Raw genomic sequence first — 15,672 nt, 5'->3', positions numbered from 1 at the left:
AAAACAGACTAGGGCGAGCCACTGACAACGCCGGGGGGATGCCCTGGTTGATAACAAACCCGGACCATCAAGAATGCCCGACGCCGCACTCGACCATATAGCACGTGCATTCGATTTGCGGTCACGCTCAGACACCTTCACCCGAACGTGTGGCGCGACTATCGTCGGGCGCATGATTGATCATGTGCGCGACCTGGCGTCTGTACGTGACGCGACCGAGCGACTGCTCACCGCAGCCGCGAAACTGAACAACGATTCGATCGCCGAGCCGTCACGGCTGCCGGGCTGGACCCGCGGCCATGTTCTGGCTCACATCGCCCGTAACGCGGACGCGCTCGTCAATGTGCTGGCCGGACGGCCCATGTACGTCAGTGGTGACGCACGCGACGACGACATCGAGCGTGACTCGCCGAGGCCGCTGACCGAGCAGCTCGTGGACGTACGCGAGTCCGCGGCGCGTTTCGAGGCGGCGGGCACGATCCCCGCCGACTGGTCCCGCACCGTGGAACTGCGCAACGGTGTGACCGACTCCGCGTCCCGGTTGCCGTTCAGGCGATGGGTCGAGGTCGAACTGCACCATGTCGACCTGGGCATCGGGTACGAGCTCGAGGATCTGCCCGGTGAGTTCGTGCAGCGGGAGATCGCGTTCCTGGCGGCACGTTTCTCCGGAAGTCCGGATGTGCCGCCGACGCGCGTGACGGACGGCACGCACGCGTGGAGCACCGGCCGGGACGGCGAACCTCAGGTCACTGTCTCCGGCCCCGCGTCCGACGTGGTCGGCTGGCTCGCAGGCCGCCGCGACGGCTCCGCGCTGACGGCCGAAGGGGGGCTCCTGCCCTCCCTGCCGCCGCTATAGGCTGAGTCACATGACGTACAGCGGAGCAGTGAAGGTCGGCGGCGGGGCGGACGTGCACGAGCTGCAGGACCTGATGATCTCGAAGGTCGCCGTCGGCCCGATGGACAACAACGCCTATCTGCTGCGCTGCCGGGCCACGGACGAGCAGCTCCTGATCGACGCGGCGAACGACGCCTCCACGCTGCTCACGCTGATCGGTGACGACGGCATCACGTCCGTCGTCACCACCCATCAGCACGGCGACCACTGGCAGGCCCTCGCCGCGGTCGTCGAGGTCACCGGCGCCCGGACCTACGCGGGCCGCGAGGACGCCGCGGGCATCCCCGTACCCACGGACGTCCCGCTCACGGACGGTGACACCGTGAGCGTCGGGCACGTCGCCCTCACCGCGCGTCACCTGGTGGGCCACACGCCGGGCTCGATCGCCCTGGTGTACGACGACCCGCACGGCCACCCCCACGTCTTCACCGGCGACTGCCTCTTCCCCGGCGGCATCGGCAACACCCACCAGGACCCGCAGGCCTTCGCGAGCCTGCTGCACGACGTCGAGACGAAGATCTTCGACACGCTCCCCGACGAGACCTGGGTCTACCCCGGCCACGGGAACGACACGACCCTCGGCACCGAGCGCCCGCACCTCTCGGAGTGGCGCCGTCGGGGCTGGTGAGCCCCACGCGCGCGCAGGCGGGGCTCAGGCCCCGCCGACCAGCGCCGCCACCCGCTCCACCGCGAACGCGTACCCCTGCACCCCGCACCCCGCGATGACCCCGTCGGCTCGCTGGGAGACGTACGAGTGGTGCCTAAACGCCTCGCGCTGATGGATGTTGGAGATGTGGACCTCCAACACCGGCATTCCGTCACAGGTGTTGAGCGCGTCCAGGATCGCGACCGACGTGTGGGAGTAGGCGGCGGGGTTGATGACGATGCCCGCGTGGTGCTCGCGCGCCTCGTGGATCCAGTCCACCAACTGGCCCTCGTGGTTGCTCTGGCGCAGGTCCACGGTGCCACCGTGCGCGGCTGCCGCCTTGGCGCACAGCGCCTCGACGTCGGCGAGGGTGTCGGAGCCGTAGATCTCGGGCTGGCGCTGGCCGAGCAGGTTCAGATTGGGGCCGTTCAGGATCATGATCGGAGCGTTGGCAAGAGTGCGCGTCATGCCGTCAGCGTACTGAGGAAGCTCCCGACGCCCCCGCACGCCCCCGTAACCGGCCGTCACAGCGGGTAGTTGACGCGGCATGCGCAAGAGCCACTCCCCTCTCGGTACCACCGGCGCCGGCGGTGCGCCTTCTCTGCCGCGGCTCGCGGCCGCCTCGCTCGCCGGGACCGCCATCGAGTTCTACGACTTCTTCGTCTACGGGACGGCCGCGGCCCTCGTCCTCGGCCCCCTGTTCTTTCCGACTTTCTCGCCGCTCGCGGGAACTCTCGCCGCCTTCGCGACATTCGGAGTGGGCTTTGTGGCGCGGCCCCTGGGTTCCGTGCTCTTCGGGCACATCGGCGACCGGCGCGGGCGGCGCCCCGTACTCATCGTCTCGCTGCTCCTGACGGGCCTCGCCACGGTCGCCGTCGGCTGTGTGCCCACGTACGACTCGATCGGGACGGCCGCTCCCGTGCTGCTCCTGGTGTTGCGCTTCCTGCAAGGGCTCGGGCTGGGCGGGGAGTGGGGCGGTGCGGTGCTGCTGACCGCGGAGCACGCGCCTGCCGAGCGGCGCGGGCTCTGGTCGAGCTTTCCGCAGATCGGGCCCTCGCTCGGTTTCCTGCTGGCCAACGGGATCATGCTGGTGCTCTCGGCGACCCTCACCGAGGCGCAGTTCACCTCCTGGGGGTGGCGTGTTCCGTTCTGGGCGGCGGGTCTGCTCGCGGCGGCCGGACTCGCCCTGCGCACGTCGCTCCCGGAGAGCCCGAGCTTCCTGGAACTGCGGGAGCACGCGCGCGTGCCGCTCGCCGAAGTGGTGCGCGACCACTGGCGGCTCGTCCTGCTCACCGCGGGCGCCCTCGCCGTCGGGTACGCCGTGTTCTACGCGGTGACGACCTGGTCCCTCGCCTACGCCGTGGAAGAGCTCGACGTCAGCCGTACGGTCATGCTGGCCTGCATCATGGCGGCGGTCGTGGTGAAGGGCGCGCTGACGCCCGTGGCCGCGCTGCTCGGCGACCGGTACGGGCGGCGGCCCCTCTGCCTCCTCGGCTGTGCGCTCTGCGCGCTGTGGATGTTCCCGATGATCGCGCTGCTCTCGACCGGCGAGCCGCTGCTGATGTTCGTCGGCTTCCTGGTGGCGATGCTCGCGTTCATCACGATGTTCGCCGTGATCGCGGCGTATCTGCCCGAGCTGTACGAGCCGCGGGTGCGCTGCACGGGCGCCGCCGTGGGCTACAACCTGGGCGGGGTCCTCGGCGGTGCGCTCACCCCCGTCGTGGCGACGGCGGCGGCGCACGGCGAGGGGACGCCGTGGGGCGTCGCGGCCTATCTGACGGCCGTGGCCCTGCTGAGCCTGGGCTGCTTCGCCCTGCTGCCCGAGACGCGCCCCGCCTCGGAGCCGGCCCCCGTCACGGCGTGACCGCGAGCTCCAGGTACGCCGCGAACAGCACCAGATGGACCCCGCCCTGAAGCAGGGTGGCGCGGCCCGGCACGACCGTGAGCGTGCCGACGATCACGGTCAGCACGAGCAGCACCATGTGGGTCGGGCCGAGGCCGAGCACCAGCGGCCCGGAGAGCCAGAGGGAGGCGACGGCGACTGCCGGGATGGTCAGACCGATGCTGGCCATCGCGGAACCGAGGGCGAGGTTCAGGCTGGTCTGCACCCGGTCGCGGCGCGTGGCGCGCACGGCGGCGATCGTCTCCGGGAGCAGGACGAGGAGCGCGATGATCACGCCGACCACCGCGTGCGGCATACCGGCGTTCTCCACGCCGGACTCGATGGTCGGCGATACTCCCTTGGCGAGTCCGACCACGCCGACCAGGGCGAGGGCGAGCAGGCCCAGGCTGATCACGGCGGCACGGGTCGAAGGGCCCGCGCCGTCCTCGGAGTCGATCACCTCGCCCTTGCGCGTGATCGGCAGGAAGTACTCGCGGTGCCGCACGGTCTGGGTCGCCACGAAGAGGCCGTACAGGACGAGTGAGGCGAGTGCGGCGAAGGTGAGCTGTGCCGTGGAGAACTCCGGGCCCGGTTTGCTGGTGGTGAAGGTCGGCAGGACCAGGCTGAGGGTGGCGAGTGTGGCGACGGTCGCGAGGGCCGCGCCGGTGCCTTCGGACTGGAAGTGGACGACGCGGTGGCGCAGCGCGCCCACGAGGAGGCACAGGCCGATGATGCCGTTGCAGGTGATCATCACGGCGGCGAAGACGGTGTCGCGGGCCAGCGTGGCGCTCTTGTCGCCGCCGTCCGCCATGAGCGTGACGATCAGCGCGACCTCGATGATCGTCACGGCGACCGCGAGGACGAGCGAGCCGAAGGGTTCGCCGACGCGGTGCGCGATCACCTCGGCGTGATGCACGGCGGCGAGCACGGCCCCGGCGAGTACGAGCGTCACCAGGGCGACCAGCACGCCAGGCAGCCCGCGTCCCCAGGTGAAGGCGAGCAGCACGACGGCGAGGACCGGCACGAGCGCCGTCCACTGTGTGCCGAGCGCCCGGAGCCGAGTGACCATGCCTTTGATGCTGCACCGGGCGCCCGGGCTCCGCTACTTCAGCTCTGTCATCTCCCGTACGTCGCAGTCCGTGAAGGACGGACCGCTCGTGCACGGGGCGGCGAGCCGCTCGGCCATTGTGGTCGTCCGCGGAGCCTCGCTGTCGCGGCGCGCGTCCTCGGGCGGGGCGAACTCCACCAGCACGGGCGGCGGCCCGCGGCGCATTGCCGCGGGCCACCGCCCGTGCTGGTAACTCCTACGCCGGATGCCGTCAGGCCCCGATGCTGTCCTTCGGAGTCTCGTCGCCCGCCTTCTCCGCGGCCTCCTTCTTGGCCTGCTTCTTGGTGGCCATGAGGCTGGTGATCGTCGTGATGATCAGAACACCGCAGATGACGCCGAGCGAGACCGGGATGGAGATCTCGGGGACGTGCACCCCGTTCTCGTGCAGGGCGTGCAGCACCAGCTTCACGCCGATGAAGCCCAGGATGACCGACAGGCCGTAGCTGAGGTGGACCAGCTTCTTGAGCAGTCCGCCGATGAGGAAGTACAGCTGGCGCAGACCCATCAGGGCGAAGGCGTTCGCCGTGAAGACGATGTACGGGTCCTGGGTGAGGCCGAAGATCGCGGGGATCGAGTCCATCGCGAAGAGCACGTCGGTGGTACCGATGGCGAGCATGACGACCATGAGGGGCGTCATGATCTTCTTGCCGTTCTTCTGGATGAACAGCTTGGTGCCGTGGTACTGGTCGGCGACGCCGAACTTCCGCTCGGCGGCCTTCAGGAGGCGGTTCTCCTCCCACTCCTCTTCGTCCTCGTCGGCACGCGCCTCCTGGATGAGCTTCCACGCGGTGTAGATCAGGAACGCGCCGAAGATGTAGAAGACCCAGGAGAAGTTGGCGATGACCGCGGCGCCCGCGGCGATGAAGACCGCTCGCAGTACGAGCGCGATCAGCACACCGAACAGCAGCACCCGCTGCTGGAGATGGGTGGGCACCGAGAACTTCGCCATGATCAGGATGAAGACGAAGAGGTTGTCTACGCTGAGCGACTTCTCGGTGATGAAGCCCGCGAAGAACTCGCCGGACGCCTGGCCGCCGCCCCAGATCAGCAGGCCCACTCCGAAGAGCGCTGCCAGCACGATCCAGACGACCGTCCAGATACCGGCTTCCTTGATCGATACGTCATGCGGCTTGCGGCCGATGAAGAAGTCGGCCGCGATCAGGGCACACAGACCAAGAATGGTCAGCACCCATAGGGTCATTGAAACGTCCACTGCGCCTCCGGCGTCGTACGGCTACTGATCAGCGTCGTCGCTGCCGGAGGTCTCTTCCACCCGAGGCGGCTCACCGCCTGCGGGCCGACGCCCCGGGACCGATGGCGATCCGTATTGACGGGCACGTCGCGTTCGGGAGTACTCCCCTCCGCTGCAAGAAGAGTACGCGAAACACCAAGACTTAGTAAAGGAGATGGCAAGCGGGAGCCAAAATGCCAGGTCAGGCGAGTCAAAAGTCGCTTTACCGGCAGTTGCCGAGGTGGCCTCCCGCGGCCGAGGTGGCCTCCCGTGACGTCAGTGGCCTCCTGTGGCCGTCGTGGCGTCAGCGTCCGCCGGTGCGCCTGGCGTGCGCGACCTGGTCCAGGACCTGCTTCAGCACCCGGCTGCCGGGCGGCACCATCGGCGGTTCGTACGTCCACGCATGGCCCACCCAGGGGTCGGCGAGGTGATCGTCGGCCACTGGAGTGAGGCGCAGGAGCGCGCGCCAGAGCGGGTCGAGCAGCGGGCCGTACTCTGCGGCGTCCTCGCGGTCGGCGACCAGCATCAGATGCACGCCGACCGCCGGGCCCTCGTCCGCGAGGTAGCGGAGCTGGGTCACGGCGCGGTCGTCGAAGCCGTGCGGGAAGTCGTTGACGATCAACAGCTGCTCGGCGGTGTCCAGGTCCGGCGGCAGCGCGTCGGCCGCGCCCGCGCGGATCGCCATCTGCACGAGATCCACGCGCTGGGTGAGCTTGGCGAGCACCGCGGAGACGCCTGCCGCGCCGGCGGCCGGGGCCCCGTCGAGCACGCCCGCCGTCACCAGCGGGGAGAGCGCGCCGGCCGCGGCGCCCGCCGCGTCGATGACGTGCACCGTGAACTCACCGGGCGGATAGACCGCGAGCAGCCGCGCCGCGTGCGCGACCGCGCTGTCCATGGCGAGGCGGCGCAGCTGGTCCGTGTCCGCGAGGGTGTCCGTGCCGGACGAGCGGCCGCTGTCGATCCACAGGCCGCGCTCCAGAGGCAGCCGGACCAGCATCGGGATGCGCAGGTCGGGGCGCTCGGGCAGGTGGAGATCGCCCAGGCGCAGCGCCATGGGGATCTCCATGGGGGTGCGGTAGGCGTGCCAGACGGGGCTGTCCCAGCCGGCGAACGCCATCGGGAGCGCGGGTTCGACGACGCCGGACTCGGCGGCGAGCTGGTCCAGGTCCCGGTCGAGGGCGTCCCGCGCCCGGTCGACGAGAAGGCCGTGCTTGGTGCGGGCGGCCTCGCGCGCGAGGTCCCCGGTGTTGCCGATGCGGCTGCGCGGGTCGGACAGGACCTTGTCGAGCTCCTGGTCCATGCGCGACTCGGCGAAGTCGACGGCGCTTCGGTACGCGGCGGTGGCGCGGGCCAGGTCCTCGAACATGCCCCACACCTGGTTGTAGAGCCGCTCCTCCATGGACCAGCCGGTCGCGTCGCCCGCCACGGGCTGGGCGGCCCTGCCCGGCTCGGCCGGGGCCGCGGCCGGCGGGGGCGGCGGCGGTGCGCTGGTCTGCCGGCCGGGGTGGGTGTAGTTGACGGGGCCGCCGGTGGTGCCGCTCGCGTCGCCCGGCTGGTGCGGCGCCGGGACGGGCTGGGGAGCGGCCGCGCTCTCCGGGCCCGGACCCGCCGGGCCGGCGGCGGTCTGTCCCGTCGCCCGCACGCGGGCCTCGTCCGGGGGGCGGGGCGGTGGTGCGGCCACCGAGCGGGCGAGGCCCCTGGCGACCGCTTCGTTGATCGCGCCCGCCAGTTCGTGGGCCTGCGGGAGGCCCTGGTCGGTGAGCATGTCGGCGAGTCCGCCCGCGTACCCCTGTCCGACGGCGCGCACCTTCCAGGCGTCGTGCCTGCGGTAGAGCTCGAGGGCGACGACGGCGGACTCGGCGTCCAGGTCCGTGATGGTGTAGCTGGCGACCTCGGTTCCGTCGAGCCCGGTGACGGCCACGAAGGGGGCGGCGAGGGAGCCGAAGCTGACCGGTCCCCCGGCGCCGACGGGCAGCGCGAGCAGGACGTTGACCCGGTGGACGGCTTCGGGCACGGCGCCGAGGTCCACCGCGAGGCGGTGGTCGGCGGCGGCCTGCCGGGGCACTTCGAGGCCCGGCAGCGTGGGCGAGCCGGGATGGGCCACCCAGTCCGTGCCGCGCACCTTGCCCCGGTCGTCGCTGAGCGTGGCCCCCGCCACGATCGGCTTACCGACCGAGACCCGGATCTCCAGACGGGTCTCGGGAAGCGGGTGGTTCTGCCCCCGGACCAGCTCGGCCGTCATCGCCTTCGTCCCCCTCGTGCCCTCTGTACTACGGGTGCCGCTCCTGCTGGTGCCGCGTGCCTACAGGTGCGGCAGGATCGACGGCATCAGGTCCTGGAAGGTGCGGCCGTTGGCGGGATTGCCGATGGCCGTCATCTGCCAGCCCGCGCCCGCGCGGTGGACCTTCGCCATGATCTGCGCGGTGTACTGGCCGCCGCCGTCGAGCGTGTACCGGGCGAGCTCCTGGCCGTTGGTCTCGTCGACCAGGCGGCAGAACGCGTTCTGCACTTCCTGGAACGTCTGGCCCGTGAAGGAGTTCACCGTGAAGACGATCTGGTCGATGTGGACCGGGATCCGCGCCAGGTCGACGAGGATCGACTCGTCGTCCCCGCCCTGCCCGGCGCCGCCGACCAAGTTGTCACCGGTGTGCCGCACGGAGCCGTCGTCACTGACGAGGTGCTTGAAGAACACGACGTCGATCGGCTGCTTGTCGGCGAACAGGACCGCCGAAGCGTCCAGGTCGACCTCGCGCGTACGCGAGCCGAACAGGCCCCGCCTCGGGGCCGCCTGCCAGCCGAGCCCCATGCGCACCGCGGTCAGGGCGCCCCCGTCGTCCTTCTGCAGACTGATGGCCTGACCCTTGGTCATGTTGACCGTCACGCGCTGTCCCCTCTCGAACCGCCTGGGCAACCGCCGGTCTGTGCGGTTGCCCAGCACCCTACGCAGAGGCACTGACAGTGCCGTACCGCGGGAAGCACTTTGTGTCGGTCTTGCAACACACCAGGCCGTACGCCTACGCCTGCCCCGCCTCCCTCATCTGCCTGAGTTCCTTCTTCATCTCCGACACCTCGTCACGCAGCCGTGCGGCGATCTCGAACTGCAGGTCGGCGGCGGCCGCGCGCATGCGCGTGGTCATCTCCTCGATCTGCTCGGCCAGTTCGGCGGCGGGCCGGTCCGTGGGCACCTTCCCGGCGGGCTTGCCCTTGGCGGCCTTGTTCGCCTTGCCGCCGAGCGCGGGCACCGGGGCCTTGGCTGCCGTGCCCGCGTCGCCGCCCTTCGCCTTGCGGTAGTCCGTGCCGAGCAGCTGCTCCGTGTCGACCTCCTCGCGCGCGATCGCGGACACGATGTCGTTGATCTTCTTGCGCAGCGGCTGGGGGTCGATCCCCCTCTCCTTGTTGTACGCGATCTGCTTCTCGCGCCGGCGGTTGGTCTCGTCGATGGCCTGCTCCATCGCCGGGGTGACCTTGTCCGCGTACATATGGACCTGGCCCGAGACGTTGCGCGCCGCGCGGCCGATGGTCTGGATCAGGGAGGTGCCGGAGCGCAGGAAGCCCTGCTTGTCGGCGTCGAGGATCGACACCAGGGAGACCTCGGGCAGGTCGAGGCCCTCGCGCAGGAGGTTGATGCCGACCAGGACGTCGTACTCACCGGCGCGCAGTTCGCGCAGGAGCTCGACGCGGCGCAGGGTGTCGACGTCGCTGTGGAGATAGCGGACCTGGATGCCCAGTTCGAGGAAGTAGTCGGTGAGGTCCTCGGCCATCTTCTTGGTGAGCGTGGTGACCAGGACGCGCTCGTCCTTCTCGGTGCGTGTACGGATCTCGTGCACCAGGTCGTCGATCTGGCCCTCGGTGGGCTTGACCACGACCTCCGGGTCGATCAGGCCGGTGGGGCGGATGATCTGCTCGACGAAGCCGTCTCCGCGCGAGAGCTCGTACTTTCCGGGGGTCGCCGAGAGGTAGACGGTCTGGCCGATGCGGCCGAGGAACTCTTCCCATTTCAGCGGGCGGTTGTCGAGGGCGGACGGCAGCCGGAAGCCGTGGTCCACCAGCGTGCGCTTGCGGGAGGCGTCCCCTTCGTACATCGCGCCGATCTGCGGGACCGTGACGTGCGACTCGTCGATGACGAGGAGGAAGTCCTCGGGGAAGTAGTCGAGGAGGGTGTTCGGCGCGGTGCCGGGCGCGCGGTCGTCGAAGTGCATGGAGTAGTTCTCGATGCCGGAGCAGGAGCCGATCTGGCGCAGCATCTCCAGGTCGTACGTCGTCCGCATGCGCAGGCGCTGGGCCTCCAGCATCTTGCCCTGCTTCTCCAGCTCGGTCAGGCGCTCGGCGAGCTCCTTCTCGATGCCGTTGACCGCCTTCTCCAGGCGCTCCGGGCCCGCCACGTAGTGCGAGGCCGGGAAGACGTACAGGTGGTTGTCGTCGCTGATGACCTCGCCGGTGAGGGGGTGCAGCGTGGAGAGCGCCTCGATCTCGTCGCCGAACATCTCGATGCGGACGGCGAGCTCTTCATAGACCGGGAAGATCTCGATGGTGTCGCCGCGGACCCGGAAGGTGCCGCGGGTGAACGCCAGGTCGTTGCGTGTGTACTGGATGTCCACGAAGCGGCGCAGGAGCTGGTCGCGGTCGATCTCGTCGCCGACCTTGAGCGGGACCATCCGGTCGACGTACTCCTGCGGGGTGCCGAGACCGTAGATGCAGGAGACGGAGGCGACCACGACCACGTCACGCCGGGTGAGCAGCGAGTTCGTCGCGGAGTGGCGCAGGCGCTCGACTTCCTCGTTGATCGAGGAGTCCTTCTCGATGTACGTGTCCGACTGGGGGACGTACGCCTCGGGCTGGTAGTAGTCGTAGTACGAGACGAAGTACTCCACCGCGTTGTTCGGCAGGAGCTCTCGGAACTCGTTCGCCAGCTGGGCGGCCAGTGTCTTGTTCGGCGCCATCACGAGGGTGGGGCGCTGGAGCTTCTCGATCATCCACGCGGTGGTGGCCGACTTGCCGGTGCCGGTCGCGCCGAGCAGGACGACATCCTTCTCACCTGCGCTGACGCGCCGCTCCAGGTCGGCGATGGCCGTGGGCTGGTCGCCGCTTGGCTGGTAGTTACTGACGACCTCGAAGGGCGCCACCGTGCGTTCGATCTTGGATACGGGCCGCATGGAATCAACCGTACGACTCCGCACTGACAACGGGGTCGGATCACCAGCTCTGCGGGGTCCTGGAGTCGGGGTGCTGCGGTGGCCTGCGACCCGCCCGCGGGTCGTGCCGGTCGCCGGAGCGCGGGACGGGATAGGGGGCGCGCTGCCCCTGTGCGGCGCTCTGGAGCTCCGCCTTGCCCATCACCATCAGTGGGTCGAACATCACGATGACCCCCGCGAGGAGCAGGAAGGCGAGCGGGCCGATCATCATGGGCGCGAGCAGTTCGGCGGCCGAGTCCCCGCCGCTCGGCGCGGCGGACGAGCCGTGCAGGTGGACGCTGAGGGCGGCCATCCCCGTGTAGTGCATGCCGGTGACGGCCAGGCCCATGACGAGGCTCGCGCCCAGGCTCCAGAGGAAGCCCCTGACCTGTGCGGCCGCCCACAGTGCGGCGGTGGCGGCGACGACGGCGATCACCACGGACGCGGAAACGGTGAGGGTGTTGTACTCCAGCGTGCCGCGCAGACGCATACCGGCCATTCCCAGATAGTGCATCGTCGCGACGCCGAGGCCGGTGATCGTTCCCCCGGTGAACAGCGCCGCACCGGTGGCGCCGCGGTATCCCACGATGAAGATCCCGATGCCGACCATGACGATGGCCACGGCGAGGCTCGCGAAGGTCAGGGCCTTGTCGTAGTGGATCGGGGCCTCCTCCACGGAGAAGCCCATCATCGCGATGAAGTGCATGGTCCATATGCCGGAGCCGATCGCCGCCGACCCCAGTGCGAGCCAGCCGGGCCGCCAGGAGTGCGCCACAAGGAGTGACCTGGTGGTGCAGCGCAGGCCGAGCGCTCCGCCGAGACACGCCATGAGGTACGCCGTCACCGGCGTGACAAGTCCATAGCTGAAACCGTCGACCGTGCCCTGCATGCGGGGTAGCCCTTCCGCTTATTAAGTCTGAATGTCCGGGATTACACCCAAGTGGCCCCAGCCGGCCATTCCCTGACAGGCCATGGGCTGACGCAGAGAGTAAAGCTCACTCCGAAACTTGCGAACGATTTTCCGCGAAATAAGCCCGGCTGTCTCCGTTCAACCTGTGGCCATCCTGCACCTGTCTCGCGTTGGCCGTGGACTGTCACTCTCATCCGGTCCGTGCCCGAACATCGCGAGGAGTCACCGTTGTACGCACGCGTTGCCGCCGCCACCACTGCCGCTCTGCTCGGAGCCGGTGCGCTCACCCTCCCCTCCGCTACCGCTCACGCCGCCGACCGGCCGTCGGCGCAGACGTCCGCCTCGCACAAGCGCCCCCTGGTCGTCGCACACCGGGGCGCGTCCGCGTACGCGCCAGAGAACACCTTCGCAGCCATCGACAAGGCGGCTGACATGGGGTTCCGCTGGGTGGAGAACGACGTCCAGCGCACCAAGGACGGCGAACTCGTGATCATGCATGACGACACCCTGAAGCGGACGACCGACGTCGAGGAGCGCTACCCCGACCGCGCGCCGTGGAAGGTCGCGGACTTCACCGCGAAGGAGATCGCCACGCTGGACGCGGGCAGCTGGTTCGGCCCGGAGTACGCGGGCCAGCGGGTGCCGACGCTGAAGCAGTACATGAACCGCGTCTCGCGCAACCACCAGAGCCTCGTCTTCGAGTTCAAGAAGCCCGAGCTGTACCCGGGCATCGAGGCGCAGGGCCTCGCCGTCCTGCGCAAGACGGGCTGGCTGGACCGGCACCACGTCAAGAACAAGCTCGTCATCCAGAGCTTCAGCGCGGACAGCGTCAAGACGGTGCACAAGCTGCGGCCCGACATCAAGACCGGCTTCCTCGGCACGCCGGCGGTCGCCGATCTCCCCGAGTACGCCAAGTTCTCCGACCAGATCAACTCCACGCACACCTCCATCTCCGGCGAGTACGTCGCCGCGATACACGCGCTCAAGGGGCCGCACCGCAAGCGCCTGGAGATCTTCACCTGGACCGTGAACAACGCGACCGCGGCGCAGCGGGTGGCGGGCTTCGGGGTGGACGGCATCATCACGAACACGCCCGACGTCGTCCGCAAGGCCGTCTCCGGCCGAGTCTCCGGCTGACGGGGCGCTGCCGCGGGACGGGCTCGGGGTTTGCTCCGGGTCTGCGTCGGGCTTGCCCGGCCCTGCGTCGGGCTTGCCCGGCCCTGCGTCGGGCTTGCCCGGCCCTGCGTCGGGCTTGCCCGGCCCTGCGTCGGGCTTGCCCGGCCCTGCGTCGGGCTTGCCCGGCCCTGCGTCGGGCCTGCTCGGGCTTGCTCGGGGCGGCGTTGTCAGTGCCCGGTCGTACCGTGGTCCGCATGAACGCCATGGGGCAGCACGGGCAGGACGGTCAGGGCGGGCCGGAGCAGGACGGCCCGCGGCAGGTGGTGTGGGCCGTCGTCGCGAGCGACATCGGCCCGCTGATGCTCGCCGCGACGGACGAGGGCCTGGTCACCGTCGTCTTCCACGCCACGGACGCGGTGCGCGACGCGGCGCTCGAACGGCTCGGCTCCCGGCTCGGGGCCGAGCCGGTCGAGGCGGCCGGCTCCCCTCTCCTCGCCGAACCCATACGCCAGCTCGCCGCCTACTTCGCGGGCGAGCGGCACGACTTCGCGCTGCCGCTCGACTGGTCGCTCATCTCCGGGTTCAACCGCCAGGTCCTGCGTGAGCTGACGACCGTTCCGTACGGCGCCGTCGTGGGCTACGGCGACCTGGCGCGCCGCGTGGGACAGCCCGGCGCGGCCCAGGCCGTCGGCATGGCGATGGGCGCCAATCCGCTGCCGGTCGTGGTGCCGTGCCACCGGGTGGTCGAGAGCGACGGCGGCATCGGCGGCTTCGGCGGCGGTGTGGAGACCAAGCGACAGCTCCTCGCCCTGGAGGGGGTGCTGCCCCAGCCGCTGTTCTGACGGTTTGCGTGTCCCTGAGAACTCTGTTTCCCGCGTACGGAAGCGCTGGCACACTGCGTCAGTGACCTCGACCCTCGACGCTCCTGGCATACCCGCGCCGGAGGCGCTGCCCGCGCTGCGCCGCCGCACCACCGCGGTGCTGGTCTGCAGCCAGATACTGGGCGGACTCGGGGTACCGATCGGCATCGCCCTGGCCCCGATGCTCGCGACCGAGGTGAGCGGGACCGAGGCGCTGTCCGGCCTCGCGCCCACCGCGTCCGTGGCCGGCACCGCCCTGCTCTCGCTGCCGCTCGCCGCCCTGATGACCTCGCGCGGACGACGGCCCGGCCTCGTCCTCGCGTATCTGATCGGTGCGCTGGGAGCCGGGCTCGTGGTCCTTGCCGCCGTCATCGACAGCTTCCCCCTGCTGCTGCTCGGCATGGCGGGCTTCGGGGCCGGTTCGTCGGCCAACCTCCAGGCCCGCTTCGCGGCGGCCGACCTCGCCGAGCCCGACCGGCGGGGCCGCGCCATCTCGCTCGTCATCTGGGCCACGACCATCGGTTCGGTCCTCGGCCCCAATATCTCCGCGCCCACCAGCCGCGCCTTCTCCGGCACCTCCATACCCGAGGCGGCGGGCCCGTTCCTCTTCGCCGCCGTGATCTTCGCCGTCGCCGGTCTCGTGGTGGCGGTGCTGCTCCGTCCGGACCCGCTGCTCACCGCCCGCGCGCTCGCCCCGCAGGAGGACAATTCCGCGCAGAGCCGTTCGCTGCGGGCCGGTGTCGCCGCGGTGGCCGCGTCGCCGATGGCCCGGCTCGCCCTGGTGACGGTGGCCGCGTCGCACACGGTGATGGTCTCGATCATGGTGATGACCCCGGTCGACCTGGGACATCACGGGGCGGACCTGCAACTGGTCGGCCTGGTCATCAGCGGTCACATCGCGGGGATGTACGCGCTCTCGCCGCTGATGGGCTGGCTCGCCGACCGCTTCGGGCGGCTGTCGGTGATCGGTCTCGCGGTCGGGCTGCTGTGCTGCGCCGCGCTCCTCGCCGGCACGGCGGGGCCCGCCCACGGGCAGACCGCCGCCGGTCTCTTCCTCCTCGGCCTCGGCTGGTCCGCGGGCCTGGTCGCCGGTTCCGCGCTGCTCACGGACTCGGTGCCGCAGCCCGCGCGGGCCGCCGTACAGGGCCTGTCGGACCTGACCATGAACACGGCGGCGGGCATCGGCGGCGCGGTGGCCGGCCTGATCGTCGCGCGCGCGAGCTACGGCTGGCTGAACCTCATCGGCGTCTGCGTGCTGCTGCCGCCGGCCGCGCTCGCGCTGCGGCGGGCGATCAAGAAGGCCTGACTCCGGGTGCCGCGGTCCCGGCCCTCGGCTCGCGTGTCCCTGAGCGTCGTGGTCCCGTCCGTGGTCCGGGGTCTCGCGATCCCGGCCGTGGTTCGGGTTCTAGCGGTCCCGGCCGTGGTCTTCGCCGTGCTCCTCGCCGTCCTCTTCGCCGTGGTCCCGGTCAGGGGAGCGTGATGTGGTACGCCTTGCGCAGCGTCTCGTGCACGGTCCACGTCGTACGGTCGCCCTCGCGCAGGACGGCCGCGTCGCCGGGTCCGACCTCGATCACGTCGCCGCCCTCGACCGCGATGGTGGCACGGCCGCTGACGACCACGAAGAGCTCGTTGGCCTCGGTGTCGGTGACCACGCCGGGCGTGATCTGCCAGATGCCGCGCAGCTGCTTGCCGTCCGCCGACTCCCACAGGACCTTGCCGGTGACCTCCGGGGTGCCGGAGACGATCTGCGCAGGGTCGAGCGGCTCGGCCTCCAGGTCGACGTCCGGAATGTGTACGGCGAAGGAGGGCGCGACGGCTTGATCATTCGTGGTCATGGCGGGTCACCCTAGCCG

16 protein-coding genes are annotated in these 15,672 nt (G+C 70.3%); 7 read left to right on the top strand and 9 right to left on the bottom strand.

Annotated features, from left to right (window positions below; genetic code table 11):
* Positions 1 to 172: 172 nt before the first annotated feature.
* Both IE226_RS23150 and IE226_RS23145 read left to right on the top strand, forming a co-directional pair.
* A complete protein-coding gene (locus tag IE226_RS23150) occupies positions 173 to 856 on the top strand; it encodes a maleylpyruvate isomerase family mycothiol-dependent enzyme (protein WP_190083242.1) in 684 nt (227 codons plus the stop codon).
* A gap of 10 nt (positions 857 to 866) precedes the next feature.
* Positions 867 to 1,523, top strand: a complete 657-nt coding sequence (locus IE226_RS23145) for an MBL fold metallo-hydrolase (protein WP_190083241.1) — start codon at positions 867 to 869, stop codon at positions 1,521 to 1,523.
* 24 nt (positions 1,524 to 1,547) lie between these two features.
* On the opposite strand, the gene aroQ is transcribed toward IE226_RS23145, so the two are convergent.
* Positions 1,548 to 2,009 (bottom strand): type II 3-dehydroquinate dehydratase, encoded by a 462-nt coding sequence (aroQ, locus tag IE226_RS23140; RefSeq protein WP_190083240.1) that lies wholly within the window; start codon positions 2,007 to 2,009, stop codon positions 1,548 to 1,550.
* 79 nt (positions 2,010 to 2,088) lie between these two features.
* On the opposite strand from aroQ, the gene IE226_RS23135 reads away from it, so the two are divergent.
* Complete coding sequence (locus IE226_RS23135) at positions 2,089 to 3,405, top strand: MFS transporter (protein WP_190083239.1); 1,317 nt, start codon at positions 2,089 to 2,091, stop codon at positions 3,403 to 3,405.
* Here IE226_RS23135 and IE226_RS23130 read toward each other — a convergent pair.
* The 7 genes from IE226_RS23130 to IE226_RS23100 all read right to left on the bottom strand — a co-directional run bounded on the left by IE226_RS23130 (position 3,395) and on the right by IE226_RS23100 (position 11,822).
* Positions 3,395 to 4,492, bottom strand: a complete 1,098-nt coding sequence (locus tag IE226_RS23130) for a calcium:cation antiporter (protein ID WP_190083238.1) — start codon at positions 4,490 to 4,492, stop codon at positions 3,395 to 3,397. The genes IE226_RS23135 and IE226_RS23130 overlap by 11 nt on opposite strands.
* A 33-nt stretch (positions 4,493 to 4,525) precedes the next feature.
* The gene (locus tag IE226_RS23125; protein ID WP_190083237.1) at positions 4,526 to 4,696 is read right to left on the bottom strand and encodes a hypothetical protein; all 171 of its coding nucleotides are present in this window, start codon (positions 4,694 to 4,696) and stop codon (positions 4,526 to 4,528) included.
* 46 nt (positions 4,697 to 4,742) lie between these two features.
* On the bottom strand, positions 4,743 to 5,732 hold the full coding sequence (locus IE226_RS23120; RefSeq protein WP_229871484.1) for a TerC family protein: 990 nt from the start codon (positions 5,730 to 5,732) through the stop codon (positions 4,743 to 4,745).
* A gap of 334 nt (positions 5,733 to 6,066) precedes the next feature.
* Complete coding sequence (locus IE226_RS23115; protein WP_190083235.1) at positions 6,067 to 8,004, bottom strand: TerD family protein; 1,938 nt, start codon at positions 8,002 to 8,004, stop codon at positions 6,067 to 6,069.
* Positions 8,005 to 8,064: 60 nt separating this feature from the next.
* On the bottom strand, positions 8,065 to 8,643 hold the full coding sequence (locus tag IE226_RS23110) for a TerD family protein (protein ID WP_190083234.1): 579 nt from the start codon (positions 8,641 to 8,643) through the stop codon (positions 8,065 to 8,067).
* Between the two features lie 133 nt (positions 8,644 to 8,776).
* Positions 8,777 to 10,915, bottom strand: a complete 2,139-nt coding sequence (uvrB, locus tag IE226_RS23105; protein ID WP_190083233.1) for an excinuclease ABC subunit UvrB — start codon at positions 10,913 to 10,915, stop codon at positions 8,777 to 8,779.
* A gap of 40 nt (positions 10,916 to 10,955) precedes the next feature.
* On the bottom strand, positions 10,956 to 11,822 hold the full coding sequence (locus IE226_RS23100) for an MHYT domain-containing protein (protein ID WP_190083232.1): 867 nt from the start codon (positions 11,820 to 11,822) through the stop codon (positions 10,956 to 10,958).
* A gap of 249 nt (positions 11,823 to 12,071) precedes the next feature.
* Here IE226_RS23100 and IE226_RS23095 point away from each other — a divergent pair, with 249 nt between their 5' ends.
* From IE226_RS23095 to IE226_RS23080, 4 genes are all read left to right on the top strand, one after another.
* Positions 12,072 to 12,980, top strand: coding sequence for a glycerophosphodiester phosphodiesterase (locus tag IE226_RS23095; protein WP_190083231.1), 909 nt, complete (start codon positions 12,072 to 12,074; stop codon positions 12,978 to 12,980).
* Positions 12,981 to 13,222: 242 nt separating this feature from the next.
* Positions 13,223 to 13,801, top strand: a complete 579-nt coding sequence (locus IE226_RS23090) for a methylated-DNA--[protein]-cysteine S-methyltransferase (RefSeq protein ID WP_190083404.1) — start codon at positions 13,223 to 13,225, stop codon at positions 13,799 to 13,801.
* A 61-nt stretch (positions 13,802 to 13,862) separates the two neighbouring features.
* Positions 13,863 to 15,125, top strand: coding sequence for an MFS transporter (locus tag IE226_RS23085; RefSeq protein ID WP_190083230.1), 1,263 nt, complete (start codon positions 13,863 to 13,865; stop codon positions 15,123 to 15,125).
* Positions 15,126 to 15,158: 33 nt separating this feature from the next.
* The gene (locus tag IE226_RS23080; protein WP_190083229.1) at positions 15,159 to 15,299 is read left to right on the top strand and encodes a hypothetical protein; all 141 of its coding nucleotides are present in this window, start codon (positions 15,159 to 15,161) and stop codon (positions 15,297 to 15,299) included.
* Here IE226_RS23080 and IE226_RS23075 read toward each other — a convergent pair.
* The gene (locus IE226_RS23075; protein WP_190083228.1) at positions 15,286 to 15,654 is read right to left on the bottom strand and encodes a cupin domain-containing protein; all 369 of its coding nucleotides are present in this window, start codon (positions 15,652 to 15,654) and stop codon (positions 15,286 to 15,288) included. The two genes, IE226_RS23080 and IE226_RS23075, sit on opposite strands and share 14 nt — an antisense overlap.
* Between the last annotated feature and the right edge of the window lie 18 nt (positions 15,655 to 15,672).

Source organism: Streptomyces longisporoflavus (genome assembly GCF_014649775.1).
Lineage (GTDB): Bacteria > Actinomycetota > Actinomycetes > Streptomycetales > Streptomycetaceae > Streptomyces > Streptomyces longisporoflavus.
Note: the sequence above shows the minus strand (reverse complement) of the source record. Positions and strands in the feature narration are given on the sequence as shown.